The sequence below is a fragment of the Peribacillus sp. BM1 genome (assembly GCF_056679975.1).
This window is the reverse complement of the sequence record NZ_CM155259.1, coordinates 1,843,246-1,869,247: the sequence shown is the minus strand read 5'-3', so window position 1 is coordinate 1,869,247 and position 26,002 is coordinate 1,843,246. Positions and strand designations below refer to the sequence as shown.

The window sequence follows — 26,002 nt, the reverse complement described above, 5'->3', positions numbered from 1 at the left end:
GCGATCAAGATTGGGGTGTTTTGATAACTCTGGTAGTAACGATCAATTATCGATGGCAACCTTTTTCACCTTAGTGATAATCACGACCATAAGAATACTCTAGAGGTTAATTTCCAACATCAATTTCTCTAATTCCAGCGGCTCGATATAGGTATCATTTTTATAAGCTCTCATGTTTCCTCCTGAGATTTCATCGATTAACGCGATTTGCTTATCTTCGCCGACTCTGCCAAATTCAAATTTAATATCGTATAATTCGATATCTTTCTTCGCTAATTCATCTTTTACAACGCTGCCGATCTGTTTGGTAAGGTCTTTTAATACGGTATATTCCGCTTTTGTGAGGATACCTAGCATATCAAGTGCATCTTCGCTAATTGGCGGATCTTGGCGTTCATCATCTTTCAAAGTGACTTCTACAAATGCGTCTAATGGTTGCCCTTCTTCTGCATACATCCCATAGCGACGGAGAAAGCTTCCAACTGCCTTGTAACGGCAGATTACTTCAAGCCCTTTGCCGAATACAGTTGCCGGCTTCACTGTCATCGTCGCTTCTTCAATATTAGCATCTATATAATGCGTAGGAATTTCTTTTTCTTTTAATATTTCAAAAAAGTACTTCGTTAAACTAAGACCTGCTCGACCTGCACCTTCAAGCGTTAAACCGACTGTATTGGCTCCTGGATCGAAGACACCATTTTCCCCTGTTACATCATCTTTAAATTTCAATACATAATTTCCGTTTTCAAGTGCATAAACATCCTTCGTTTTCCCGGTATAAATCGACTTCATTAGAAAAATCCTCTCCTGTATCTATAATCGTTATATGCTTATAATAATATCTGCATTTTTCTGAAAAATCAATTTCTCTTTTATGAGGTTGTTCCAAAATTCCGGTAAAATGATTGCGAATTGTGTCTGCCTATTGATGCTTCCTACTGTTTCTAAAGAACTTAACGCTTCCCGTAAAATAAGTCTAATGGCATATTTAAAAGACATTGAAAGATTTCCAAGAAGGGGATGATTAAGAACCAACACCCCATTTGAAATCCTACGACCTTGTTGAAATTCCACTAACGAATAAGAAACGTGATGATAATTGTAGATAAATTTATTAAGTTACTAGCAGGAAATTGCACACTCTTTCCATAAATAAGTAAAGTGGAGAAACACATGCCCTAACAAATAAGTGGAAAGGTGGTCGTTGTCTATGAGTTCAGAAATAAACTTACAACAAATCGCCGAAAGTGTGACTAGATCCGTATTGAATGCATCCGACAAAGACTTGGAAGGTTTCCAAAAAATCATTGAAGAAACAATTAAAGTAAGAGAAGGACATAAAAATCTACAGAAATTAGTGAAAAGCTATTCTACTTCTATGATTCAGCGTTCATAAATGAAATGAGGCTGGCCCTTTTACGTGGTGCAGCCTCAATTATTCATTTCCTTTTCTCCGTTATTCGACAAACTTCAGTTCTTGTACCACTTCCATTTATATGAATCACTTACTCTAAAACAGACATTTTGTTTCTATCTTAGATTTAACTTGTTGATAAGTTGTTCTGTCGTTATAACGGTAGCAAATTCTTCATGCAAAGTAGCAAGTGAAATAGTGTGGATTGTCTCTGCATCATAATATTGATCATTTTGATCCTTCATCCCAAATGCTGCTGTAGCGTCTGAAAGAAGATATGTATTAAACCCTAAATTACCACTCATTCTTGTCGTTGTCGAGACACAATGGGGTGTCGTCAAACCTGTTATGACAACTGTACCGATCTCATTTGATCTTAGAAACTCTTCTAAATTGGTTCCGATAAACGCACTATTTACCTTCTTAGTTAGGACAATTTCATCTTCTAGTGGATTCACCAACTCTTTGATAAGAAAACCATCATTTTTCGGATGAAAAAGAGAATGTAGAGAATCTGACAAATGTTGAAGATGAATCACTTGCCATCCCTTGTTTCTCCAGAGCTTTAGTAGTTTACTTATATTTTCCTCTGCATTTGGATTATTTCGTTTTCCCCATTTCTGATCATCAAAAGCATTTTGTACATCTATAATGATTAAAGCTTTCTTCATGAACCATCCCACCCTAATTAATTATTTATCCACAGAATAATTTAACAATTCCGAAGTCTTTTCACAAGTATAGGGTGTCAGTCCCCTTCAAATATTCGAATTATTAATATTGACTGAAAGATTTCCGTTTTATTTTCATTACAGATCGTAATGTATTCCTTCTGGCGCGTAAATCTTGATTCCGGATCGCAACATAAATTGAGGATTGGCTGATATATGAGAAAATCGGCTGATATAACTTAAAGATTGGACCATATATGAGAAAATTGGATGATATAACTTAAAGATACTCGTTCCGGAGCGCAATTTTTGATTCTAGATTGAAAAACCTGTAATGTGGTTCGGGTACTGCCGATTTCCGTTCTCACTTTTACCTATTTCGGTCACCATCACAAGAAATTATTTAAAACCATTTGTAAAAAGTGAAATTCATTCTTTCCGTTAAGTTAAATTCCCCATAAAACCCTCCCAATCATCAGTAACATCTTTAGAATAATCAGTATTGTTTTTACGATTGAAATTCCTTTCTGACTTTTCGTCAAATTACTGAAAAAGCTTGATAACTTCTACCATTCCATTGAAAGCGTTTTTTTACATATATATAATAAGCCCATAAGGGATACCTTACACATAAGACAACATGATTCACACACAAGGAGGTAATAGTTTTGAAGAATGTTTTTGAGAAAGCCCAACAGTTTGGTAAATCATTTATGCTTCCGATTGCTGTCTTACCAGCTGCTGGCTTGCTGCTTGGTATTGGTGGAGCGCTATCGAATCCAAATACGGTTTCAGCTTATCCATTTTTAGATATTGCATGGCTTCAAGCCATATTTACCATAATGAGCTCAGCTGGGAGTATCGTTTTCGGTAACTTACCGATTATTTTTGCAGTCGGTGTTGCAGTAGGTCTTGCCCGTTCGGATAAAGGGACAGCTGGTCTGGCTGCAATGATTGGGTATTTTGTTATGAACAGCTCAATCAATGCCCTACTCTCCATTACGGGGGATCTTGCGAAAGATAATTTAGCTGGTGCTGGCCAAGGAATGGCGGTTGGTATCCAAACATTAGAAACAGGTGTTTTCGGTGGGATTGTCATTGGGATTGTGGCTGCCTTATTACACAATAAATACAATAAGATCCAGTTACCTCAAGTTTTAGGGTTTTTCGGAGGCTCTCGTTTTATCCCGATCATTGTTTCTTTTACAGCGATTATCGTGGGGGCTGTTTTATTTATCGTTTGGCCTTATTTCCAACTTTTCATCAATCAATTAGGCTCATTAGTTACAAGCACAGGTACGATCGGAACATTTTTCTATGGCTTTATTCTACGTATGCTTGGACCAATGGGATTACATCATATTTTCTACTTACCATTCTGGCAAACAGCTTTAGGTGGTACGATGGAAATTGGCGGGCATATTGTCAATGGGACACAAAATATCTTCTTTGCCCAATTAGCTGACCCGAACACCGAACAATATTATGAAGGTGTATCAAGGTTTATGTCTGGTCGTTTCATTACGATGATGTTTGGTCTTCCAGGAGCAGCTCTTGCTATCTATCACTGTGCTAAACCAAAAAATAAAAAAGTCGTTGCAGGGATCCTTCTTTCAGCAGCTTTAACTTCTTTTTTAACAGGAATCACAGAGCCTCTTGAATTTAGTTTCTTGTTTGTTGCTCCACTTCTTTATTTTGTTCATGCTCTGTTTGATGGGTTAGCCTTTATGATGGCTGATATCTTCAATATTACAATTGGACAAACTTTTTCTGGAGGGTTCATTGATTTTACATTATTTGGTATCCTTCAAGGTATGGCTAAAACAAATTGGATTTATGTATTACTAATCGGTATTCCTTGGTTCTTCTTATATTATTTCACATTTAAATTCCTTATTAAGAGAAAAAATTTCAAAGTTGTTGGACGTGAAGATGAGGAACAGACTGTTGCACAACAAGTGACAGCTACTGATCGTGCCAAAACAATTGTCGAAGGATTAGGTGGAGCTACTAATATTGATGTAGTAGATTGCTGTGCAACCAGACTTCGAGTAACTGTTAAAGATGACTCCTTGGTTAAGGATGATGTGATTAAACAAACCGGTTCAAAAGGGATTGTGAAAAAAGGCAATGGTATTCAAGTCGTATATGGTCCACAGGTTACCATTGTAAAAAACGAAGTAGAAGAGTATTTAGGACATGAATAAATCATTTTGGACAAGGGAGTGTATAAAATGCAACCAGTATTAGATCAAATCACTAAAGGATTAATTGTATCTTGTCAGGCTTTAGAAGGTGAGCCTTTACACAGCTCCCACATCATGGGGCGCATGGCTATTGCAGCAAAAGAAGGCGGTGCTAAGGGAATTCGTGCAAACTCGGTCGCTGACGTTTTAGAGATCAAGAAGCAAGTAGACCTTCCAGTAATCGGAATCATCAAACAAGTGTATGGAGAGAATCCTGTTTTTATCACTCCTACTATAAAAGAGATTGATGCATTAATGACAACGGGTGCTGAAATTATTGCCACTGATGCAACAGCTCGCATAAGACCTGATGGAAGCACGTTAGATGAATTTTATCATGAGGTCCGGTCTAAATATCCTCAGGCGATTCTAATGGCGGACGTCTCAACGGTAGAAGAAGCCATTCATGCTGATCAACTAGGATTTGATATCGTTGCTCCAACATTATATGGCTATACAGCTGAGACACAAGGATTGAAGATTGATTTCAATAATTACGCGGTCATTAAACAAATCGTAGAAGTAGTGAAGCATGCGAAAGTTCTTGCGGAAGGAAACGTTTCTACACCAGAAATTGCCCGTTCCGTATTAGATATCAATGTTCATGCGGTAGTAGTAGGTGGAGCCATTACACGCCCACAGCAAATTACTAAACGATTTGTTGACGCTTTGCTCTAGTCGTTTTTTTAGATTAAATTTCTGCTTCTGTTAAATAATATTTTTTAATAAAACAATTTTCACAAAATCTAAGCTATACTAAAAATGACTCAGGCTGATGCTTGAGTCATTTTTAGTATAGATCGGAACACTCATCTATAATGGACAAGTAAAAAGGTTATCCTATATGATAAAAATAGCAGTAAAAATCCCCCACAAATAGGTGAACAACATGGAATATTTAGGTGAAAACCTGTTGCATGGAATTGAGTGCAGTATGGACAAATTCACAAACACAGAAATAGAACTTGCTCGATATATTATTGAACATCCTGATGAAATCAGCCATATATCTAGTAGCCAAATTGCAAAGAAAATGCATATTTCACCAGCGACCATTACTCGTTTTTGTCAAAAATTATCTTTTTCAGGATTCAATGAGTTTAAGCATGAATTAAAAAGATATGTGGATCTCAGAGATAAACCGAGCACGACGAATACGATTAAGCAAATGGACTATTTTGCCCAACTATATCAAAATCACTTGGATATTATTGAAAATACCTTTAAAAAAGTCACATATTCTGACATTCAACAAGCCGTCTCCCTTCTTACTCACGCAAATAAAATCCATGTATATGGCATCGGTAACTCTGGAATTGCTGCCCTGGAATTTAAATCAAAGTTTTTTCGAATTGGATTAAATGTTGAGACCATTACCGATCCACATCAAGCTGTGATGGACGCAGCACTATGCACAGAAAAAAGTGTTGTGATTGGAATATCTGTCACTGGCAGGACGAAGGAAGTCATTCGTCCTATAAGCATCGCGAAGGAACAAGGGGCTGCCATTTTAGTTTTTACCGGCGAAAAAGACTCTGAGCTATCACAGCTAGCTGACCTAACTCTACTCGCCATGAATAAAAGCAATATGCATATGGGACAGAATATTTCGCCATCCTTACCACTCTTTTTACTGTTTGATTTAATCTATACCGAGCTTATCGCAAAGGATTATAAAAATAGAATTCACTTTCGAGAAAAAACATTAAAGGCGTTATACGATAATTATTAATCAAAATTATGTATCAGTTTGTATCTCTTTTGCCATTATGTTTCACGTACAAAAAGACCAAATCCCTTACCTTTTATGCACTCCCCACCCTTAACTATTTTAATTGGTTTATAATCGACGCTCTAAAGCTCCGGACTAATTATGAAAGTGGTTCTGGTGAATCATATCACTAGAGCCATTATATTATTAGTCGGTAAAGAACTGTCGTACGCGCCATTATGTACCGTTAGCCTTTCATCAACGGTTTCCCTTGAAGTTTTATCCCGCATTAACAGACGTAAGACCCCCACTGATTGAAGTCTCACTTTATCTGATTGAATAAATGGTTGAATGGACCATACAATTAGCCCAGCAATGTTGTCTTAAGTATTAGCTATTTCAACCAATGGTCTTCTAAAAAGTATCAATGGAAATGAACCTAAGATTAAACATAAACCAAGAAGAAGAGTCATATTTTAATATAGGTTACATGTAGGAGATTAGCAGTTTAAAAGGGTCCCTCATATTATCCCCTTATACCTTTGCCACCTTATTCCTTGGAAAGGAGATTATTATTATGAAAAATTGTGCCATAATAATTCCTGTCCTTAACCCTACAAGCAGTTTGGTTGATTATGTCCACAGATTATTAGCAGAAGGTGCTGCCGAAATTATTGTTGTAAATGATGGCAGTAAAGAAGAGTTAACGTATATTTTCACTAAATTAAGCATGATTGAACATTGTACGGTCTTAACGCATGATCTGAATAAAGGGAAAGGCAGAGCGTTAAAAACTGCTTTTGACTATTTTCTTAAAACCTATCAATATTTAGAAGGTGTGGTAACAGCTGATGCTGATGGGCAGCACGCCGTAGAAGATGTGTGTAATATCGCTCATACCCTAGAAAATAATGAAAACGGTATCATTTTAGGTGTTCGGGATTTAAGCAACGGCAATGTACCATTCCGAAGTTTACTAGGTAACAGGACCACAAGTTTTTTCTTTCAATTATTATACGGGTATAAACTAAAAGATACGCAAACCGGGTTAAGAGGCATTCCAATAACTGAACTCCCGAGAATCTTGGAGCTTAAAGGAGAACGCTACGAATATGAAATCAATATGTTAATCTATGCTAAAAAGATGAATATCCCATTTAATGAGATTTCGATACAGACTTTATATTTTGACAACAATGCCAGTTCGCATTATCACTCTATATTCGATTCCATCAAGATATTTGCAAAACTTCTATCTGGATTTCTCCATTATTTTTATTCTACGATACTGTCAGGATTAATCGATATCGGCAGTTTTATTTTGTTGAACAGTGTGATATTAGTCGGGTTGCCACTTGAAGCACGGATTTTTTACGCCACATTTGTTTCTCGGGTCCTTTCTTCTTCGAGCAATTTCTATATGAATCGAACATTTGTTTTTAGCAGTCAGAACAAACTAACCCAGTCAATTTTCAAATATTATCTATTATGTATTGGGATTATGTTATCTTCCTATATTATGGTAACTTCAGCAACGATCTTTATGGGTGTAAACGTGATTCTCGCAAAAATTTGCATCGACCTCTTACTAGGTATGGTCAGTCACCAATTTCAACTTTATTGGGTGTTTAAAACGGATGAAACTATAAAAAAACAAATCATTGGTGAACGGGATGAAAGATAATTTTTATGGAACATTTTTTCGATGTGTCCAATTTATTGTAAGAATGATCTATCCTACATACCATGTTCAAATACCCAAAAATATAAACGGTCCGGTTGTGTATATCTCCCACCATCAAAATACATTTGGTCCATTCGTGACAATGCTATGGTTCCCAAAAAGTTTGCATGCATGGATTCTACACGTTTTCCTTGATCAAGCAGCCTGTTATACACAGTATGCGGAATATACATTTACAAAAAGAAACGGGATGAATAAGTATCTTGCAAAGATCTGTGCGTTGCCGCTATCCTATCTCATTGCAAAGCTTTTACATTCAAGCAGAGGAATTCCTGTGTACAGAGGTTCTAGACAAATTCTACAAACATTTACACAGAGCGTTTCTGCTTTACAAACAGGAGAAAGCGTCGTCATCTTTCCAGATATGGCATACAGCGACACATCTTCGCGTACGAAAGCAATGTATGAAGGCTTTCTTTACTTGGAAAAATACTATTATAAAGCTACAGGTCAACATGTATGTTTTGTTCCTTTATACGCCAGTAAGAGTAAAAAAGTAATCCTTGCTGATCAACCCATTTATTTCAGGGATGGCCAAGATTTTAACGAGGAAAGAAAAATTGTCTATCAAAAAATTCACACTCAACTAAATCAGTTAGCAAAGAATAGCGGGGATTTGAATGAATAAGACAGTTTGCACCACATCTCTTTAGTTAATAAAAAAAGCGCCATACACCATCGATAATACAGATGGTGCACGACGCTTTTTCCTATTCGGTACGGATATCTGTTGCTCATCCATTTGATTCTAGATGAAGATTCGATGAAAGTACGTATTTATCCGTCAGCTTACTGATGAGTACATACGCGATCAGAGATAATAAAACAGGTAAAACAACGGTGTGCATGCCTAAAGCGTTTGGATAGAGTCGATCAAATAAAATATAAGACCCCATCCCGACAACCATTGATGAAATAGCGCCATATTTATTCCCCTTACTCCAATAAAGGCCAAAGACGATCGGCCAAATAAATACCGATTCTAACCCACCAAATGAGAATAAGTTTAACCAAATGAGCAGGTCTGGTGGGCTTAAGGCAAAGAGGATAACGGAAATCCCGATTAAGGTCGTAACCCAAAAGCTAGCTCGTTTCACCTGGTTTTCAGTCGCTTTTGGTTTTAGATAGTTTAAATAAAGGTCCTTCACAATTGCCGAACTTATCAAAATCAATAAAGAGTTCACTGTCGACATGATGGCTGCCATTGGTGCAGCGAGTACGAGCCCCGCTAAAAATGGTGGTAAAACTTCTAGCGTAAGCGTCGGCATGACTTTATCGCCAATTTCAATGCCAGGAAGAACCGCTCTTGCAAAAACGCCAATTACGTGCATGCCAAGCATAATCGTTCCAATAGCAAACGTACCGATGATGATTGCTTGATGCATTCCTTTTGAATTTCTATAGGACATCGCTCGCACTGCGATTTGCGGTAAGCCAATAACCCCAACCCCTACTAAAATCCAGAAAGAAGAAACATAAATAGGTGTTAAATCTCGCTCGGCTCCATAAGGGGAGACAAGGTCTGGATTTTCCGCCACAAGCTCTTGAATAATATTGGGTATACCACCACCAGCTATAATCGTAGCGACTAGTAAAATAATCGTCCCCACTAACATGACGACCCCTTGAACGGTTTCTGTTAAAGCAACTGCTCTAAAGCCGCCAATAATGACATAAACAAGAACAGAGACAGCAAAAATAAACAATGCTGTAGTGTATGATAATCCTGTCAAAGACTCAATCAGCCTTGCCCCTCCTACCCATTGTGCAGCCATTGAAGAAAACAAAAAAACAATGATACTAACAGCAGCAATGATGACAACTGCCGTACTTTTATACCTTTCCTTTAGAAAATCAATTAAGGTAATCGCCTTGTATTTTCGTGCGATAATCGCAAATTTCTTTCCTAAAACCATTAAGACAAAGTAGCCTGCTGGAAGCTGTGCCATCGAAAGAAGTACCCATCCTAACCCTTCCGTATAAGCCACTCCTGGACCACCGATAAAACTACTCGCACTTCCATATGTAGCAATCATCGTCATGGCTAATACAAATCCACCTAACTGTCTATCACCTAGGAAATATTCCTGAAGAAAGGAATCTGTTGATCGAACGTACCGACTTGCCCAAAAACCAACAGAAAATATAACGACTAAGAATAATAGTAATGGAATAATAACTTGCCAGTTCATGTGTGATCTCCTCTTTCTTCTTCCTCTTCAAATGGAACTTCCTTAAACAGGAATTTCACACTATAGACAACGAGGATGAACATCACAATAAAACTTAAGACACAACTGTAAAAAAACCACTCTGGCAAGCCAAACACATAGTTATAAGAGGCTGGGTCACCTGAACCTAATCCGTAAGCAAACCCAAACCATAAACTAAAATTAATGATGACAAGAACGACTCCGATTATCGCTTCCCTATGAGCTATTTTAAATCGCTTGTCTTTCAATTCTGCATTGTCTTTCATATAAATCCTCCATCTTTACTAGTCGTCTTTGAGATCATTAAACAAGTTCGAACCTTCCTGCAACTCTAGTTAACGACATGATTCCCTTTAACCTTATCGGTAATTCTACATTCTAAAAGATGACTTTATAAGGGTTTCGGCTGCTTTCTTAAACAACCTTGATTCTAAGGTACAATTTTATCACTTTTCTAGTGGATACTAAAGTCTCCAATGTTATTTGACGAACTATAGGTAGTCGACGATTCATATAATAATCATGTCACCAACAAACATCGACGTCTCATTAAAAGGATTCGTGGGATGGACAATTTAATTAATATACGGCGATACTTGAAGATGCCTGGAAATAGGCGATAGATCGGATGGTAGAACATGCAAAGTGGATTAGCATCTATGCCCCTGCAATGATGCACTTTGATTTTGGGGAATTTGAAAGTCTTTTTCATTAAAAACAAAAAAGAAAGCTGAATCAGCCTTCTTCAAAGTATAGGGGATACCCTATTATCATCCTTCCTTATTCGTGCAAATCGTTAATAGATACCCACTCATAACCGCTTTCAGGCCAGTCAAATGGTTTTTCCTCATCGCAAATAATTTTTGTGATAGTAGAAATTGGACCTATTTCAAACGTAGATTTTTTATTTAATTTCAATGAGTCCGTTAGTAATATCGCTTCTTGACTATGTTGAATCATAACTTCAGAAACAAGTGACTCGTCCATATCAAAATCATACATAGCATCTTTAGTTACTCCACCACAAGAAATAAAAGCTCGATTAAAATGAAATCTTTTTAAAAAATCAACGGTATACGTCCCTTTAACTGATGATTGGTCAGGATGGGTCACCCCAGGCAGCATGATCACTTTCCCTGAAATACGTTTCTCTTCAATAGCTACATTAAATCGAAGAGCAGCACTCAAAGAATTCGTGACGATTGTTAATGAACGAATATCTTCAATCATATCGGCAATATGAACCGTCGTCGTACCTACATCGACTGCAATCGTATCTCCATGTTGAATAAACTCGGATGCCCTTTTGGCTATTTTCAACTTCGCTTCATAATTAAGTGACATTTTCCTGTCATATACCATCTCTTTTTGAGTAGGAATAAAAGGAACCGCTCCACCATGAATCCGTGTTAATTGTTCATTCATCTCAAGATCTGCTAAATCTCTTCTGATCGTTTCAGGGGTGACATTTTGAGATTTCGCTAAATCAATGACCATAATTTTGTCATGTATATCTAATCGACTTAAGATAAACTGATGTCGTTCATCCTTACTCAACATCGTATTCACTTCTTTCTTAATCTACTAATATATTCAATGACTGCCAGCGCCTTTTTTTCCAACGTAAAAATAATAGTAATGCACGGATCCATTCATCCAATATAAAGACGATCCATATACCGACCAACCCGTACCCTAACCATACACCGACAACAAAACTCATCGGAATAACAAATCCCCATACGACGATGATACTGATCAATACTGGGTATTTCACATCGCCTGCCACATTCAGAGTAGAAACGAGGAGAACATTTGCCGCTCTAGCTGGTTCTAATAAAATACTTAGAAAAACAAGAAGAACAGTAAGATGCTTAATGTCTTCATTTGTTGTAAAAAATGAAATAATGGTTGCAGATAATAAGGCGATAAGAGCTGTTATAATAGTTGTTACAACAATACTTTTCATTAATAATCTTATTGAAAAATTATAAGCATTATCGTGCATTTTATTGCCAATCAGCTTCCCAGTGATGATTTGCGCAGCTTGTGAAATGGCCATTGAACATGCAAAGACAATCGAAGTGATTGTTTGAGTATAAATCTTAGTCGTAATCGTAGCAGCACCCAAACTTGCAATGAAACCAGTGATAATCACTTGCGATAAATTGTAGGAGACGTGTTCTCCGGCTGAGGGGACCCCAAGGACCAGAATTTTTTTCATTGTCTTCCATTCTACCTTTAACCAATTGATGACACCAAACAGAAGTTGCTTATGCATCATAAAGTACATACATAATACAATCATACCGATCATCCGGCTTATATTCGTCGCAACAGCAACGCCAAATACTCCTTCACCTAATATTGTAATCGGTGTAAACAATACAATATAGTTCAAAGCAATATTTAAAATGTTTATCATTATTGTCACAAACATAACAAGCTTTACCATTGAGTAACTTCTAAATATACTCCCCATCAGGCCCATAATCGAATGGAAAACAAGTCCATATGCAATTACCTTTAAATAGGTAGATGCCTCGGCCATTAAACTTTCAGGTGTTTGCAGCATTTTCAGGAAGGACTCATTAAAGATTACTAATACCGTCGTCATGATGATCGTAAACATAACATTTAAATAAAATGCATGGGAAACAACTTTTGCACTTTTTTCTGTTTGACCGGTACTGGAAAGTTGGGTTAACTGAATCGTTGTTCCAATATTAATAAATCCGTATATCATCGTTGTAACAACAATGATTTGATTCGCTAGACCAACTGCTGCAACACTATTATCTGAGTACTGACTCAGCATCAATACATCCATGTTGCCGAGTAGTAATTGAAACAATTGCTCTACTAATAAAGGAATAAACAAATATTTAAATTGTGGGATTTCTTGATGACTTTTCATGTTATTTGTAATCTTGGTACTTAGTTGTTTCAATGAGATATGTCTCAAATACCTGTTGATTACTTAATTCGATGACACGTGCACCACGAGTAAGCTCACCATAGCACTGAAATCCACTAATTCTACCATAGCATAATCGAATATCATGATAGTCAGCAACAAAGTCATTGTCATGATCATGACCACAAAATATACCTGCGACATGCCCATTTAGTAATAATGAAGTAAATAGTCCCGTATTAACCATTGGTGAAGAAATACTCTCATTTCTCTGCCCACTCACTTGCCCTTCCATAAATGCTTCTTTATATTCTGGAAGTGGAATATGCAAGAATAATAAATCCTTCTTAAAATCTTGTTCTCTATTACGATATTGTTTAGAAACTTCGTTAAACCATGTCACTTGATCTGGGTGAACAAACTCGTAAGTTCCAATTCCAAGCGGATCAATTGAGCCGCTATCGATGAAATAAAGGACATCTGCAACTTCATCATGTTGATTTTTAATTTCAACACAATAAGACGCTCGATCTTTTGCAATATGCAAATGTTTTTTCTCAACAAGCAAATCAATTTTTTCTTCCATTTTTCTTAATTCAGAACGTGAAATTCCTTCTTCTGAATCATGGTTACCATACGTAATCGCGATTGGTTTCTTTAATTCATTTAATACCTTTATCAATTCAGCGAAACTTTTTTCCGGCCCCAGAACACCTTCAGACCAAATCAAATCTCCGGTGATCACAATTAAATCCGGATTTACTTTTTCAGTCATATCCTTTATATGATTAAACGTAAGATCATCATGTTCATGAAAAGGCATTGAACCCACATGTAAATCAGTCAATTGTAAAATCCTAAACTTTCCTTCTTCTCTCATCGTAAGCTCCATCAATTAAACCTCCTATTCTTTCACTGATCCAATATTTACACCTTTTACAAAATGCTTTTGGATAAATGGATAGATCATAATAATGGGTGCTACAACTAGAATAATGGTTGCCATCTTTAATGAATCACCGGTAACCGTAATTTTTTCTAATGCTGCATATGCACCAGAGTTTCTAAGTAATGCATCTGCCATTGCTTGTTGTCTCGTTAACATTTCCTGTAATAGAGTTGCAAGTGGTTTTAATTCAGGATTTCTTACATAGAACGATCCTGAGAACCAATCATTCCAATGGGCAACCGCATTAAATAATCCTATTGTTGCGATAACCGGTTTACTCATCGGCAAGATAATCTTCAAGAAAATTTGAAATTCACTACAGCCATCAATTCTAGCCGCTTCTTCAATACTATCTGGTATTGCCTGAAAAAACGTCTTCATAATTAAAATATTCCATACACTATAAAGGCTTGGGATAATATAAACCCAGATTGTATTTGTTAAATGGAGTTCCGTTAATACTAAATAATAAGGAACGATTCCACCGCTAAATAACATTGTAAAAAAGATAAAAAATGTGATGACCTTTCTACCAGGTAATGTTTTCGTTTTTAGTGCGTAAGCCGCCATTGCCGTTAAAAATACACTAATGATCGTTCCGACTACTGTTCTGAACAAACTAATTCCAAGTGCATTTAAGATGGATGATTGTTGAAATACCTCGATATAATTCCCAAAGCTAAACTCTCTAGGGAAAAAGTAAATTCCGCCCCTTTGCGCATCGGTTCCTTCATTTAACGATAGAGCTAAAATATTTAAAAAAGGAAGAATAACCGATAAGCAAAGTAGAGTCACGATAACAATATTGAAAGTTTTAAAAAACCGCCATGTTTTATCATGCTCGTTGAACATGTGAATTCCTCCTTTATTAAAGCAAGAGGGTGTCCCAAAAGGGTCTGACTTCGCACTCTATACACTGTATATAGTCGTAGAGGGATCTGACCCAAACGTTTGTGGGATAACCCCCTTTTAATAGTTTTAGAATCTAATTGTCGTACCTTCTTTTTCTTTCTTTTCAATCAGCTTGATATATTCATTTAACCCTGACTTTTCAAGCAATTTTTTTGATTCTTGTAAGATTTGTGCTGCTTCTTCCTCTGACTTACTATAGTAAGCACGTAATAAATTTTCATTGTACGTATCTAGAGCAATGTTTAAATTGTCACCACTTTCAAGTTCGAAAATAAATGATTTAGGTGTTGATCCGTCAATTACTTGTGCATTTTTTAATCTTTCATCATAATTCCACATATCAATGATTTTTTCCGCAGCTTGTGTATCTTCACCGGCAACTCTTGCACCGTATTCAAATTCACCAAAGTCTGCCATATTATCAATGTCTGTATAGCCAAGATGTTCTGCCCAATATGAACCCGCTCCTCTGAAACCAAGTTTCGCAGCTTGTGCAGGATCGTTTTCTTTTAATTCTAAAACTTCTTTCTTAACAATTGGATTACCCTTTTCATCTAACGTGTAGTCTCTTCCTTCGATTCCATATTGACTTAATAATTTACCTTCACGACTTGCTAAAAAGTCAGCTAATTTTACAATATCTTCTGGATACTCAGTTGTTTTCGGGATTGACCAACCAGCATATCCTGATTTATACGTTAATTGCATTTGATAATCGCCTTCAACTGTATCGATCGGTCCAAGCGGAACATATTTCATATCGTTATTTTGAACAACATAGTTATGCATATCAGCTACAATTCCAAATGATTTGTTGACAATACCTTCTTTTGCTCGATTTTCTTCCATTGTAAAGAATTCTGGATGAAGAAGTTTCTCTGCTAATAAATCCCTGACAAAGTTAACACGTTTTAAACCATAACCTGTTTGAGCCTCATGCTTAATTTTCCCATCTTCATCCTCTAAGAATTTCTCTCCAGTTTCACCTGACCATACAAGATCATTGAAAATAAAGTCTCTGTCAGCTCCACCCCATGCAGTTGGACCTATCGGTGTTACCGGCTTTCCATTCTCATCTTTAAAATTACCTTCTTTAATCTTCACGGCTAAGTCACGTAATTCTTCCGTTGTATCGATTTCCATCGGATCAATTCCTAATTGATCGACAATATCTTTTAAAATATAAGGTCCACCAACATATTTACGTTTAACAGTACCAGGCTCACGAGCCATTGACATATGAGCGAAGTAACTTGCACCTTTAAATTCATCTCTAAACATAATATTGTCTTTCGTATCTTTTGGTAGGTAACCTTCTTCAAAATATTTACTATAAATCTCTGTTTCTTTCAGCATTGGTGTTAAGTCATGGAACATCCCTTCACGACCAGCTTTTAATAATATTTGCATCTCAGGTCGTCCACTATGATCCAAGTAATAAGCAACGAAATCAGGTAAATCTCCTGATGCTAACCCTGTAGTCAATGCCTCAGTCGAATCTTCAACTGTAATCCCTTGTAATTCTAATGTAATCCCTGTTTTTTTCTTTAATTCTGCAGCGATTTCAGGGTTCATTCCCGCTGAAACGTCGCCATCACTCATGAATACTAACCCTTTAATTGTTCGATCTGCAATCCATGTATCAGGTGCACCCTCTGGCTTTTCATGATTCATTGTCTCTTTTGAATTATTCGAACAAGCGGTAAGTAACAGAATGCCTACTAATAACAGTGTTAGTAACTTATATGACATCTTTTTCATCGTGAGTGTACTCCCTCCAATTTCATTTACCATAATGATGTATTAAATTTCTTACTAGAAAAACGGTTGACTACTAACACAAGGATTAAACCTACAATCCCTTGCATCATTCCTACTGCTGTTGCATATCCAAATTGGCCACTTTGAAGCCCAGTGCGTATGACATACGTATCAATAATTTCAGAAACCTCCGCATTTCCTGGTGTTTTTAATAAATAGATTTGATCGAATCCTGCAGATAGGATATTCCCTAACGATAAAATGAGTAAAATTAGAATCGTCGGTCTAATACCCGTTAATGTGATGTGCCAAATTTGTCTCCATCTATTTGCCCCATCAATGGCTGCAGCCTCATAAAGGCTAGGACTAATCCCCATAATTGCGGCAAAGTAAATGATAGAATTCCAACCAATATCCTTCCAAACATAGCTCCAAAACATGATAGAATGAAAACTCTCTTCTTCCATTAAGAAGAACGTGCTACCATCACCTCCAAAGAACGAAATCACTTGATTTAGTAGTCCTGTGTTCGGCGCTAAAATACTTTGTAATATCCCTACCACAACAACCCATGATAAGAAGTGTGGCAAATAGGTAATACTTTGAAAAAAGCTTCTTATTTTATTATTTTTAATTTCATTAAACATAAGTGCTAAAATAATCGGAAACGGCAATGCCAATATTAATTTCATCGAGCTGATGATGAGTGTATTTTTAATAAATGTCCAACTTTGAGGGTCGTTAAAAAATCGTTCAAAGTATTGGAAACCAACCCAAGCGCCACCAAAAAGTCCTGTATCAAATCGAAATTCCTTGAATGCCAATACCATACCAGCCATAGGTAAATAGGAGAAAATAATGAAGAATATAATACAAGGTAAGAGCATGATATATTGTGCACGATGCTGCCAAATATTTTCATAGCTAAGCTTCATCGGCTTTACCTTGTGCTTTTTTTTCTTCTTAGGTGCTGTCTCAATATTGTTTCCGGACGTGATATCCATTCAACTAATTCCTCCTTTCTAACCTTCTTTTGATTTTTTCGTAAAATAAAGTGAAACTTCAATTGCTGAATGATTCGTTCTTTAGTTGACCTAGGCACTTCCACTCAAAAGAAAAAATGTGAATGATGTGCATCAGGTGTAACAGTCCATTGATCGTTTCCGAATTAGTCGTTTTAAATAGCGATAACTTTTTCATCTTTGTTCATTCCTACCCGATTTAATTCGATTCGTTCTGTTGTTTCTTTATCAAAAAAGTGAATGTTTTCAAAATCAAAGGTCATTTCAATTGATTGACCTGTTTCAAATGGCTCCATCGCATCCACTTTGGCAATTAGTGCTTTTTCATTTAATTTCACATGTAATATGATTTCAGAACCTGTTAACTCTGCTAATTCAACATTTGTTTTAAAGTCAAATTTTCTGTTACTTTGTTCAGATTTATCAGATCGTCTAATATGTTCAGGTCGAACCCCGACAACTAGGCTTTTATTTAGATAGCCTATTGCTTTTAAATGATTAATTTGTTCGCTTTGGAGTGGAATAATCGTCCCTACGACATCTAGGCCAGCTTCTGTTAACGTACCTTCAATAAAATTCATCGCAGGGGCACCAATGAAACTACCAACAAAGATATTGTTTGGTTTTGCATAGATTTCTCGAGGTGTTCCTACTTGTTGAATGACACCATCCTTTAATACGACAATTCTAGATGCCATAGTCATTGCTTCCGTTTGATCATGGGTAACATATATCGTTGTTGTTTTTAATTCTTTATGAAGTTTCGTAATTTCAGCACGCATTTGCGTTCTTAATTTCGCATCAAGATTAGAAAGTGGCTCGTCCATTAAGAATACTTTCGCATCTCGTACGATCGCTCTACCAAGGGCTACACGTTGTCTTTGACCACCGGATAAAGCCTTTGGTTTTCGTTCTAACAAAGATTCAATATCTAAAATTTTGGCTGCTTTATGTACACGTTCATTAATTTCTTTTTTTGGTACCTTTCTTAACTTTAAAGAAAAAGCCATATTGCCAAATACAGTCATATGTGGATATAACGCATAGTTTTGGAAAACCATCGCAATATCCCTATCTTTCGGATGGAGGTTATTTACTACCTTGTCATCTATGAGAAGTTCACCGCCACTAATACTTTCTAGACCGGCTATCATTCTTAATGTTGTCGATTTCCCACAACCTGATGGTCCAACAAATACAATAAACTCTTCATCATTTATGGTTAAATTAAAGTCTTTAACTGCTTTTACGCCGCCACTATACTCTTTAGAAAGATTACGAATAAGTAATTTAGCCATGTTGCCTCCTAAACAAACTTTTTTATTTCAATTTTTGTTTTGCTTTTGTTTACTTTTACAATTTACCAATCAAACATTAAGTAAATATTTTGATAATGTAAAAGATTCATTAATCTGTTTTGTTAATCCAACATCGGCCAGTTCAGAGATTTACCGAAAGAAGCATTTTTTCATTGGATCGATTTGCTGCTCAAATTTCCTATAAATACGAAAGAATAGAATCGCAGAAGCAGGGCAACCTTTTAGTTGCCCTGCTTCTTTGTAAGAATATCCGGTCTATTGATTTGAGAGTGGCTACTATGGAGGGTAATTGATGAGATCATCTTTGTTTGAAACAATCCATTATGTAATGGTCTTGATAACAGAAGGAAAAGACCCATACTATCCAAAAAGAAACACTACATCCACTCCCATTTTGTATTTTTCCAAATAGAATGTAAGGGAATGAAGTATTTTATTAAAATACTATCCAGATGATGAATGTCAACTTCATCATCATCTACTCCCATTGCCCTACTAGTTGTTTACACTTAGTTATTTCTTGTAGATACGCTTCTTGTTCAGCCTTTTATCTCTGATAATTATTTATCCCGCACTAACGGTTAGTAAGAACCCACCTCAAGGATTAGAGGAATCAAAAAGCGTAGGTAGGGGATGAATCCCCTCACTGATTGAAGTTTCCCTTTAATAGTTCACAAAAAATAATGCCTATCTTTCATGAATTAAATTATGATAAAATAACATTTACACTAAATTGAAGTGCTATTTTTCAGATAAATTGCACCTAAGGAGATGTGACTAATATGGTATTATTTGGTGTTGCCTTAATTATTATAGGCTTTGCAATAAGGTTAAATCCGCTTGTTGTCGTGACAGTATCCGGTTTGGTGACTGGCTTAATTGCAGGTCTACCGATCGTGGACATCATTACGCAATTCGGGGAAGCATTTACAACGAATCGTTATATGTCGATTTTACTCGTAACACTTCCGGTAATTGGACTATTAGAGAGAAGTGGCTTACAAAATCAAGCAGGACATCTCGTTTCAAAAATTAAAGCAGCGACGGCTGGACGAATTATCACTATTTATTTACTTTGTCGTGAAGTTGGGGCTGCTCTCGGATTACTTAGTATTGGTGGGCACCCTCAAACTGTACGTCCTCTACTAGCACCGATGGCTGAAGGAGCTGCCAAGGCAAAATATGGGGAAGTTCCAGAGGAAGATCGGGAAGAAATTCGCGCACATGCGGCAGCTGCTGATAATATCGGCCTATTTTTCGGTGAGGATATATTTGTAGCAGTTGGAGCGATTTTATTAATGAAAGGCTTCTTTGATCAAAATGGAATTGAAGCAGATCCAATTTCAATGGCACTATGGGGGATACCTACAGCGATTTTCGCCTTAATTGTTCATTCAATTAGACTTTACTTATTTGATAAGAAGCTTGATCGAAAATTAGGTTCAAAAGCTAAGAAGGATGTGATTAGATGATTTTTTCAGTTGAATTTATTTATATTATAATGGGAATCATTGGATTATGTTGTTCCTTATATACTTTTGCTGATAAAGCGAACCCTCGTCGCCTTTTATCTGGATTATTTTATTTCATCTATTCCATCACACTATTATTCGGAAGTGTTATCCCACCATTTTATATTGGATTAATGGTTATTTTGATGGTACTTATCGTTGGAATGGGTGGGCTTCGCAAAGGTAAATATGGTGAATCATCCGATCAACAACGAGAAACACAACGTAAACGTTTAGGTAGTTGGTTATTTTTACCTGCACTACTTATCCCCATCTTAACAGTTGCCGGAGCAAAGGGGTTTGAAGGAGTAAAAATTGGTTCCTTGTTTATTTTTGATCCAAAAAATACAACATTGGTAGCATTAGGTGTTGCGTGCTTGATTGCGATAATAGTAGCAATGATGTTAACAAAAAACACACCACAAACAGCGATAAAGGAATCTCGCCGTCTTTTAGAAGCGATCGGCTGGGCAGTTGTATTGCCACAACTTTTAGCAACATTAGGAACGATTTTTACACAAGCTGGAGTCGGAACAGTTGTATCTGATGTTGTGACTCAGTTCATCCCGGAAAACTCTTTATTTATGATCGTTTTTGTGTTCTGCATTGGAATGGCACTATTTACGATGATTATGGGAAATGCATTTGCAGCGTTTCCAGTAATGGCTGCAGGCATTGCTGTGCCATTTTTAATTAATCAATTTGATGCAAATCCGAATCACATTGCCGCAATCTCTATGTTTGCTGGTTATTGTGGAACACTAATGACTCCAATGGCAGCAAACTTCAATATCGTCCCTGCCGCCTTATTAGATTTGAAGGATAAAAATCATGTCATCCGTGTACAAATTCCAACAGCATTAATCGTGCTTACATTCAATATCATACTTATGTATTTACTTGTAAAATTGGAGGTCTAATGATGAGAAAAAAGGTATTAGTAACCGGCTTCGATCCATTTGGTAAGGATACAATAAATCCAGCTCTAGAAGCAGTCAAGCAATTAGAAGGTGTCATCATAGATGACGTGGAGATTGTAACTCAAGTAGTGCCCACTGTCTTTCATGATTCAATCAAAGCTGCGATAAAAGCGATTGAAACACATAAACCTGATGTTGTCATTTGCGTTGGCCAAGCAGGGGGACGTACACAAATAACCCCCGAGCGAATCGCCATTAATGTCGATGATGCACGAATTCCAGATAATCAGAAAAAACAACCGATTGATGAACCCATTTCAAAGGACGGCCCAGCTGCATATTGGTCAACTTTGCCGATCAAACGGATGGTTCATCAGATGAGGAAAGATGGAGTCCCAGCTTCCGTTTCCAATACTGCAGGGACTTTTGTTTGTAACCATCTATTTTATGGATTAATGCACTATTTAACTAATCATGCACCGCACATACGTGGCGGCTTTATCCATATTCCATATATTCCAGAGCAGACGATTGAAAATGGTTCTCCTAGCTTAAGTCTTGAAATTGTTGTGCGTGGGCTCAAAACCGGAGCAGTCATTGCAGCTACTGAAAAAGAGGATATTCGCGAAATTGGTGGTACAATTCACTAATCTCTCATTTTGATACGAGCTAAATCTTACTTATATTTAAAGGGATTCACATAAGGGTCTGACCTAGCACTCTAAATCAGTATGTAGTGTCTCATACACGTATCTTTTACTGTATTTAGTTGTTGCGGGGGCTGACCCTTTGCTTTTTAGGACATCCTCCTTTTTCTTCGACAACTCTTTAGACTTGCGAAAAGCTCTTATGAGAAAGACAATCTATCATCTATGAAAGGAAAGCCAGTTGAAGTCCCCTCCAAGCAAATGGTGCCAGTTATTATTATGTCGAAATTTGATTTACAGAAATCTTTGCAAATGTAAGCGTTTTCTATTAAAATCATTAATAGGCGGGTGACATGCGGGGTCATCATTGTATTCGGCGAAGGCGGGGCCAATACAGGAGAGTTCTTTCATAAACATTTTTATAGCAAAAACGAGTATGGTGTTTTGAAGCCAACCTTTAGTATGAAGGATGTTTACATTCATAAATATCCAAGCTACCTCCAATAAGGTAGGGTGTGCGGAGCAACACGACAAGTTCTTATACAAATCTTGTGTTATCTTTCAAGTTATTTGTTCATGCTTCTTAGATTCATGTAGCTCTGTCCCCCTTTTCCTTCATACAAAAAGCTGGTTTATCCCATTCATTTAAACTTTACTATTTTTTTACTTTTCATGTATAAAAGAATTATAGTTGGCAATTATAATATAAAGGCAGTTTAATAGTTAGCTGGAGGTGAATGTATTGCAAGAAAACACAAAAAGGTTGACTGATTTTTTTCAAGACGATCGGTTTGAATTAAACTCGTACCTCACTTATATGTTTAATCAATTTGATGATTATGCCCCGAAACCATTGGAAGACCAATTGATAAAGTGAAAGGATAGACATCATGATTAAAGAAAATAGATAAGCGACTTGGTTATTCTAAAGAGATAATCAGGTCGCTTATTATTATTAGGCTTGACCTAAAAGCGGTTCGTGAAATTTCATTTTAATATGTAACTGAGCTTGATCACGATAAGAACGATAGGATACAATCTTTTCGTCAGTCGTCTGCACGTCCAACTGTAAAATATGAGTGCCCCTCATTTCTAAATAATAGTGAATCCCCTCTTTTTCCAAATGATAAAACGAATAGGAGATCCCTAAAAGCGTACGATTTTCTTGTTGTGTTTTTGAATGATGGAGTACATAGTCCGCCAATTCTTGGATCGTAGTAGTTGTTCCTGTCATGGCAGATTTCACCCGGACAGCAGCTTGTCGAAAAGTCGATTTTACATTGTCCACAATTTGATTCAATTTCATGAAGATTCTCCCTTTCAATTCGTAAGTTATTTGATTGTTGCTCCTAAATATTATTTGATTCTTTGCTACGATACATTCAGACGTGAAGACAGTCTTGGAGCTTCTCACCTTTACTCAACTTCTACCCGCCTCGTTTCATTCAAATAGCTGACTCATGCAAAGAATTCTTTCGCATATTCTACGGTTCCAGTAATATGATCTAAAGCTTGCGATCTCAGCTCCAATGCCATAAACGCTTCATTTGGCACTTCAAAAGGTGCCGATATCTTATATTTGCTTGCTGGAACAAACCCAAAGCGTGGATAATAATCTGCATGCCCGAGCACAATTACAGATTCAAAACCCAAAGATTTTGCTCGATTTATTCCCTCTAGAATGAGCTTGCTACCAACACCTTCTCCTTGGTAATTAGGTAAAACTGCAACTGGTGCAAGAGCAAGGGATGGGTACTTTTCTTTTCCATTATGTATCATGATTTTTGTAAATAAAATATGACCAACAATGGCTTTCTCCAGTACGGCAAGTAAGGAGAGCTCTGGAATAAAAGCATCACTCTTTCGCAGCCTCGCCACTAGATTGTGTTCATCATGATCGGTATATTCTGCATGTTCAAAAGCTGACTTTATTAGAGATTCAACTGCACGATAATCCGAACTGGTTTCTTGTTTGATTGTAATGTTCATTTTGATCACCTTTCTATATGATTTGAATTCTCAAATCTTGTATTTTACCAAGCACTTATATCCAGCTGCTGATTCTTATTAAATAATCCAGGATAAATGAGAAAGCCCAGGATAATAGCGGTCAGGACTGCTGCAAATAAGATCATAAATACAATCAATAGTTGAAAGCGGACGGCTTGTACAGGATCAGCTCCAGCTATAATTTGGCCGGTCATCATACCGGGAAGCTGGACAAGACCAATTGTTCTTTGACCTTCAATCGTTGGGATTAAGCTTGACCGTATGGATTGTTTTAAGATTGGATATATGGATTGTTTTACACTGCCCCCAAGTGACAAGACGAGCACAACTTCTTCTTTTCTCATTTCCAACTCAGCTTTTAAACGATTTAAGAAAAGATTGGCAATAACCATTGAATTACCGATAATCATCCCACTAATCGAGATTATGTACTGCGGAGTCGCCGGTACGATCTGTAATCCAAGTAAAAAACCTTGAGTTATTATCTCAACGATACTAATCGTCAAGAAAATTTTCCAAAAAATACGTGGCAAACCTTTACCGCGTTTCGCTGCATTTTTAGCTGCTACGAACACCATAACTAGAAGCATCAAAATCATCGCAAGTGGATTCTCAAAACCGAATACGGTGTTAAGTATATAGCCAACAATCAATAATTGAATAGTAGCCCGAATACTCGTAATAATTAGGTCTCGACCAAGTCCCAATTTAAATGCTTGTGAAAGAAAAAAGGAAAAAATAACAAATCCAAAACTAAAGAGAAGGGCAATCAAGCTCATTTGTACTCCCTCCTCAACTCCAAAAATTGTTTCGTCTGCTCTTCTTTTGGCTTAACAAAAAATTGCTTAGTAAGAGCCGCTTCGACTACTTTCCCATCGATCACAAGCCACGTTTGATCGCCCACTCTTTCTGCTTGTGATTGATCATGAGTAACCCAAAGAACCGTCGTTTGCTGTTCACGGTTAATCCTTAAAATAAGTTCTTCTACCTCATGTGCAGACAAAGAATCCAATGCGGATGTCACTTCATCGAGCAATAAAATAGCTGGATCATTTACAAGTGTTCGAGCAAGCGATAACCTTTGCCTCTGCCCACCCGAAAGCTCTTTGGCTTGACGGGATAAATGATCTTCTGTTAGACCGACAAACTCCATATACTTCTTTGGATCTTCTAATGTTCTACCTTGCAGCCGTAAAGGCAAGGACAAATTATCTAACACAGTTCCTCTTAGCATAGGAGCGCTTTGAAAAGCAATCCCGACCCGACGTCTAAGCTCCTGGATATTCCACTCTCGAACGTCCTTTCCTCGAATTCGTACCTCCCCTTCTTCAGGAGTAAGCAACAAATTACAAAGTGATAAAATCGTGCTCTTCCCTGATCCCGATGGTCCAATAATCGTAACAATCGCCCCTTCTTCTATCTCTCCGCTAACTCCTTTTAATACTTCGACCGCCTCGTGCTGATTCATATATGATTTACTGACGTTTATGAATTCAACTTCCGTAGTCATAATTGGTAGCCATCACTCCCCATCATCCTTCTTTATTATCGAGTATATACTATCTAGTTTCTATTTTTTATAGCTTAAGGCTCTTTTTACAAAATTTGTTGTTCGTAAAACAAATTTTATAATTTTTGGTACTATACTGCCCTAACAGTTTGAATGAAGTTAATAATCCTTAGATTTGGCTTAGTCTAGAGGCTAGCATGATACGAGTAACCTGTTTAGGGTTTCAGATTTATTAACTTATCGCTTTGAGAGTTAGGCCGAATGAGGAATTTTATTTGTTGATTATGCATCTTTCTAGTGTTTTTGGTTACATTAAAAACTACTTGATTAACGAGGAGGAATAACAATGAAACAAGAAAGTACGCATGATTATGTAGAAAAATTACGTGAAACAAAGAAAAAAAACGAACGAAATAAAAAGAGGCAAGGTAACGGTCATCCTGAAGAGAAATTGCCAAATAATCAGTAGCGATTATAAATTTATTTCCCTAAAAATCAGGTTAGTGGATTGTTTGGGAGATATTA

26 protein-coding genes are annotated in these 26,002 nt (G+C 36.8%); 10 read left to right on the top strand and 16 right to left on the bottom strand.

The features are described 5' to 3' along the window. Positions 1-99 precede the first annotated feature (99 nt). Together AC1MGI_RS08980 and AC1MGI_RS08975 are read right to left on the bottom strand one after the other, a co-directional pair. The gene (locus AC1MGI_RS08980) at positions 100-792 is read right to left on the bottom strand and encodes a phosphoribosylaminoimidazolesuccinocarboxamide synthase (protein WP_480349406.1); all 693 of its coding nucleotides are present in this window, start codon (positions 790-792) and stop codon (positions 100-102) included. Positions 793-822: 30 nt separating this feature from the next. After that, positions 823-999: a hypothetical protein gene (locus AC1MGI_RS08975; RefSeq protein WP_480349405.1), complete on the bottom strand. Its 177-nt coding sequence runs from the start codon at positions 997-999 to the stop codon at positions 823-825. Between the two features lie 211 nt (positions 1,000-1,210). Between AC1MGI_RS08975 and AC1MGI_RS08970 the strand changes: the two genes are divergently transcribed. Beyond that, the gene (locus AC1MGI_RS08970) at positions 1,211-1,396 is read left to right on the top strand and encodes a hypothetical protein (protein ID WP_062183796.1); all 186 of its coding nucleotides are present in this window, start codon (positions 1,211-1,213) and stop codon (positions 1,394-1,396) included. Between the two features lie 134 nt (positions 1,397-1,530). On the opposite strand, the gene AC1MGI_RS08965 is transcribed toward AC1MGI_RS08970, so the two are convergent. Then, the gene (locus AC1MGI_RS08965; RefSeq protein ID WP_480349404.1) at positions 1,531-2,085 is read right to left on the bottom strand and encodes a cysteine hydrolase family protein; all 555 of its coding nucleotides are present in this window, start codon (positions 2,083-2,085) and stop codon (positions 1,531-1,533) included. A gap of 668 nt (positions 2,086-2,753) precedes the next feature. Here AC1MGI_RS08965 and AC1MGI_RS08960 point away from each other — a divergent pair. The 5 genes from AC1MGI_RS08960 to AC1MGI_RS08940 all read left to right on the top strand — a co-directional run bounded on the left by AC1MGI_RS08960 (position 2,754) and on the right by AC1MGI_RS08940 (position 8,414). Then, entirely contained in the window at positions 2,754-4,292 is a 1,539-nt protein-coding gene (locus AC1MGI_RS08960) for a maltose/glucose-specific PTS transporter subunit IIC (protein ID WP_480349403.1), read from the top strand. Positions 4,293-4,319: 27 nt separating this feature from the next. Beyond that, a complete protein-coding gene (locus tag AC1MGI_RS08955) occupies positions 4,320-5,009 on the top strand; it encodes an N-acetylmannosamine-6-phosphate 2-epimerase (protein ID WP_480349402.1) in 690 nt (229 codons plus the stop codon). Between the two features lie 211 nt (positions 5,010-5,220). Then, a complete protein-coding gene (locus AC1MGI_RS08950) occupies positions 5,221-6,063 on the top strand; it encodes a MurR/RpiR family transcriptional regulator (RefSeq protein WP_480349401.1) in 843 nt (280 codons plus the stop codon). 556 nt (positions 6,064-6,619) lie between these two features. Further along, positions 6,620-7,726, top strand: a complete 1,107-nt coding sequence (locus AC1MGI_RS08945) for a glycosyltransferase (protein WP_480349400.1) — start codon at positions 6,620-6,622, stop codon at positions 7,724-7,726. Beyond that, positions 7,716-8,414 carry a lysophospholipid acyltransferase family protein gene (locus AC1MGI_RS08940; RefSeq protein ID WP_480349399.1) on the top strand — a complete coding sequence of 233 codons (699 nt, stop codon included), beginning with the start codon at positions 7,716-7,718 and terminating at the stop codon, positions 8,412-8,414. The genes AC1MGI_RS08945 and AC1MGI_RS08940 overlap by 11 nt, the downstream gene beginning before the upstream one ends. A 106-nt stretch (positions 8,415-8,520) precedes the next feature. On the opposite strand, the gene panF is transcribed toward AC1MGI_RS08940, so the two are convergent. From panF to AC1MGI_RS08895, 9 genes are all read right to left on the bottom strand, one after another. Continuing rightward, positions 8,521-9,978, bottom strand: a complete 1,458-nt coding sequence (gene panF / locus AC1MGI_RS08935; protein WP_480349398.1) for a sodium/pantothenate symporter — start codon at positions 9,976-9,978, stop codon at positions 8,521-8,523. Next, the gene (locus tag AC1MGI_RS08930; protein WP_480349397.1) at positions 9,975-10,265 is read right to left on the bottom strand and encodes a YhdT family protein; all 291 of its coding nucleotides are present in this window, start codon (positions 10,263-10,265) and stop codon (positions 9,975-9,977) included. The genes panF and AC1MGI_RS08930 overlap by 4 nt, the downstream gene beginning before the upstream one ends. Before the next feature lie 514 nt (positions 10,266-10,779). Beyond that, complete coding sequence (locus AC1MGI_RS08925) at positions 10,780-11,559, bottom strand: DeoR/GlpR family DNA-binding transcription regulator (RefSeq protein ID WP_480349396.1); 780 nt, start codon at positions 11,557-11,559, stop codon at positions 10,780-10,782. A 16-nt stretch (positions 11,560-11,575) separates the two neighbouring features. Then, complete coding sequence (locus AC1MGI_RS08920) at positions 11,576-12,916, bottom strand: MATE family efflux transporter (RefSeq protein ID WP_480349395.1); 1,341 nt, start codon at positions 12,914-12,916, stop codon at positions 11,576-11,578. 1 nt (position 12,917) lies between these two features. Then, positions 12,918-13,808 (bottom strand): metallophosphoesterase family protein, encoded by an 891-nt coding sequence (locus tag AC1MGI_RS08915; RefSeq protein ID WP_480349394.1) that lies wholly within the window; start codon positions 13,806-13,808, stop codon positions 12,918-12,920. A gap of 12 nt (positions 13,809-13,820) precedes the next feature. Beyond that, positions 13,821-14,717 carry a carbohydrate ABC transporter permease gene (locus AC1MGI_RS08910; protein WP_480349393.1) on the bottom strand — a complete coding sequence of 299 codons (897 nt, stop codon included), beginning with the start codon at positions 14,715-14,717 and terminating at the stop codon, positions 13,821-13,823. A 126-nt stretch (positions 14,718-14,843) separates the two neighbouring features. Next, positions 14,844-16,538 carry an extracellular solute-binding protein gene (locus AC1MGI_RS08905; RefSeq protein ID WP_480349392.1) on the bottom strand — a complete coding sequence of 565 codons (1,695 nt, stop codon included), beginning with the start codon at positions 16,536-16,538 and terminating at the stop codon, positions 14,844-14,846. A gap of 26 nt (positions 16,539-16,564) precedes the next feature. Then, complete coding sequence (locus AC1MGI_RS08900) at positions 16,565-17,542, bottom strand: ABC transporter permease (protein ID WP_480349391.1); 978 nt, start codon at positions 17,540-17,542, stop codon at positions 16,565-16,567. A gap of 173 nt (positions 17,543-17,715) precedes the next feature. Beyond that, positions 17,716-18,858 (bottom strand): ABC transporter ATP-binding protein, encoded by a 1,143-nt coding sequence (locus AC1MGI_RS08895; RefSeq protein WP_480349390.1) that lies wholly within the window; start codon positions 18,856-18,858, stop codon positions 17,716-17,718. Positions 18,859-19,661: 803 nt separating this feature from the next. On the opposite strand from AC1MGI_RS08895, the gene AC1MGI_RS08890 reads away from it, so the two are divergent. The 3 genes from AC1MGI_RS08890 to pcp are packed head-to-tail and all read left to right on the top strand — an operon-like array spanning position 19,662 to position 21,960. Next, positions 19,662-20,351: a DUF969 domain-containing protein gene (locus AC1MGI_RS08890; RefSeq protein ID WP_480349389.1), complete on the top strand. Its 690-nt coding sequence runs from the start codon at positions 19,662-19,664 to the stop codon at positions 20,349-20,351. After that, a complete protein-coding gene (locus tag AC1MGI_RS08885) occupies positions 20,348-21,310 on the top strand; it encodes a DUF979 domain-containing protein (RefSeq protein WP_480349388.1) in 963 nt (320 codons plus the stop codon). The genes AC1MGI_RS08890 and AC1MGI_RS08885 overlap by 4 nt, the downstream gene beginning before the upstream one ends. A 2-nt stretch (positions 21,311-21,312) precedes the next feature. Next, positions 21,313-21,960 (top strand): pyroglutamyl-peptidase I, encoded by a 648-nt coding sequence (pcp, locus tag AC1MGI_RS08880; RefSeq protein ID WP_480349745.1) that lies wholly within the window; start codon positions 21,313-21,315, stop codon positions 21,958-21,960. 952 nt (positions 21,961-22,912) lie between these two features. On the opposite strand, the gene AC1MGI_RS08875 is transcribed toward pcp, so the two are convergent. The 4 genes from AC1MGI_RS08875 to AC1MGI_RS08860 form a co-directional block, all read right to left on the bottom strand. Then, positions 22,913-23,263: a hypothetical protein gene (locus AC1MGI_RS08875; RefSeq protein ID WP_403074289.1), complete on the bottom strand. Its 351-nt coding sequence runs from the start codon at positions 23,261-23,263 to the stop codon at positions 22,913-22,915. A gap of 152 nt (positions 23,264-23,415) precedes the next feature. Further along, positions 23,416-23,946, bottom strand: a complete 531-nt coding sequence (locus AC1MGI_RS08870; protein WP_480349387.1) for a GNAT family N-acetyltransferase — start codon at positions 23,944-23,946, stop codon at positions 23,416-23,418. A gap of 44 nt (positions 23,947-23,990) precedes the next feature. Further along, positions 23,991-24,746 (bottom strand): ABC transporter permease, encoded by a 756-nt coding sequence (locus AC1MGI_RS08865; RefSeq protein ID WP_403074293.1) that lies wholly within the window; start codon positions 24,744-24,746, stop codon positions 23,991-23,993. Beyond that, positions 24,743-25,477: an ABC transporter ATP-binding protein gene (locus AC1MGI_RS08860; protein WP_480349386.1), complete on the bottom strand. Its 735-nt coding sequence runs from the start codon at positions 25,475-25,477 to the stop codon at positions 24,743-24,745. The genes AC1MGI_RS08865 and AC1MGI_RS08860 overlap by 4 nt, the downstream gene beginning before the upstream one ends. A gap of 346 nt (positions 25,478-25,823) precedes the next feature. Between AC1MGI_RS08860 and AC1MGI_RS08855 the strand changes: the two genes are divergently transcribed. After that, on the top strand, positions 25,824-25,946 hold the full coding sequence (locus AC1MGI_RS08855; protein WP_082675133.1) for a DUF4023 family protein: 123 nt from the start codon (positions 25,824-25,826) through the stop codon (positions 25,944-25,946). The last annotated feature ends 56 nt before the right edge of the window (positions 25,947-26,002 follow it).

Coding starts and splice junctions, on each gene's coding strand:
- AC1MGI_RS08905 (WP_480349392.1), bottom strand. CDS start 16,538: ATGAAAAAGATGTCATATAAGTTACTAACACTGTTATTAGTAGGCATT.
- AC1MGI_RS08910 (WP_480349393.1), bottom strand. CDS start 14,717: ATGTTCAACGAGCATGATAAAACATGGCGGTTTTTTAAAACTTTCAAT.
- AC1MGI_RS08895 (WP_480349390.1), bottom strand. CDS start 18,858: ATGGCTAAATTACTTATTCGTAATCTTTCTAAAGAGTATAGTGGCGGC.
- panF (WP_480349398.1), bottom strand. CDS start 9,978: ATGAACTGGCAAGTTATTATTCCATTACTATTATTCTTAGTCGTTATA.
- AC1MGI_RS08925 (WP_480349396.1), bottom strand. CDS start 11,559: ATGTTGAGTAAGGATGAACGACATCAGTTTATCTTAAGTCGATTAGAT.
- AC1MGI_RS08965 (WP_480349404.1), bottom strand. CDS start 2,085: ATGAAGAAAGCTTTAATCATTATAGATGTACAAAATGCTTTTGATGAT.
- AC1MGI_RS08955 (WP_480349402.1), top strand. CDS start 4,320: ATGCAACCAGTATTAGATCAAATCACTAAAGGATTAATTGTATCTTGT.
- pcp (WP_480349745.1), top strand. CDS start 21,313: ATGAGAAAAAAGGTATTAGTAACCGGCTTCGATCCATTTGGTAAGGAT.
- AC1MGI_RS08915 (WP_480349394.1), bottom strand. CDS start 13,808: ATGGAGCTTACGATGAGAGAAGAAGGAAAGTTTAGGATTTTACAATTG.
- AC1MGI_RS08900 (WP_480349391.1), bottom strand. CDS start 17,542: ATGGATATCACGTCCGGAAACAATATTGAGACAGCACCTAAGAAGAAA.
- AC1MGI_RS08945 (WP_480349400.1), top strand. CDS start 6,620: ATGAAAAATTGTGCCATAATAATTCCTGTCCTTAACCCTACAAGCAGT.
- AC1MGI_RS08865 (WP_403074293.1), bottom strand. CDS start 24,746: ATGAGCTTGATTGCCCTTCTCTTTAGTTTTGGATTTGTTATTTTTTCC.
- AC1MGI_RS08870 (WP_480349387.1), bottom strand. CDS start 23,946: ATGAACATTACAATCAAACAAGAAACCAGTTCGGATTATCGTGCAGTT.
- AC1MGI_RS08875 (WP_403074289.1), bottom strand. CDS start 23,263: ATGAAATTGAATCAAATTGTGGACAATGTAAAATCGACTTTTCGACAA.
- AC1MGI_RS08980 (WP_480349406.1), bottom strand. CDS start 792: ATGAAGTCGATTTATACCGGGAAAACGAAGGATGTTTATGCACTTGAA.
- AC1MGI_RS08975 (WP_480349405.1), bottom strand. CDS start 999: ATGTCTTTTAAATATGCCATTAGACTTATTTTACGGGAAGCGTTAAGT.
- AC1MGI_RS08855 (WP_082675133.1), top strand. CDS start 25,824: ATGAAACAAGAAAGTACGCATGATTATGTAGAAAAATTACGTGAAACA.
- AC1MGI_RS08860 (WP_480349386.1), bottom strand. CDS start 25,477: ATGACTACGGAAGTTGAATTCATAAACGTCAGTAAATCATATATGAAT.
- AC1MGI_RS08950 (WP_480349401.1), top strand. CDS start 5,221: ATGGAATATTTAGGTGAAAACCTGTTGCATGGAATTGAGTGCAGTATG.
- AC1MGI_RS08885 (WP_480349388.1), top strand. CDS start 20,348: ATGATTTTTTCAGTTGAATTTATTTATATTATAATGGGAATCATTGGA.
- AC1MGI_RS08920 (WP_480349395.1), bottom strand. CDS start 12,916: ATGAAAAGTCATCAAGAAATCCCACAATTTAAATATTTGTTTATTCCT.
- AC1MGI_RS08940 (WP_480349399.1), top strand. CDS start 7,716: ATGAAAGATAATTTTTATGGAACATTTTTTCGATGTGTCCAATTTATT.
- AC1MGI_RS08970 (WP_062183796.1), top strand. CDS start 1,211: ATGAGTTCAGAAATAAACTTACAACAAATCGCCGAAAGTGTGACTAGA.
- AC1MGI_RS08930 (WP_480349397.1), bottom strand. CDS start 10,265: ATGAAAGACAATGCAGAATTGAAAGACAAGCGATTTAAAATAGCTCAT.
- AC1MGI_RS08890 (WP_480349389.1), top strand. CDS start 19,662: ATGGTATTATTTGGTGTTGCCTTAATTATTATAGGCTTTGCAATAAGG.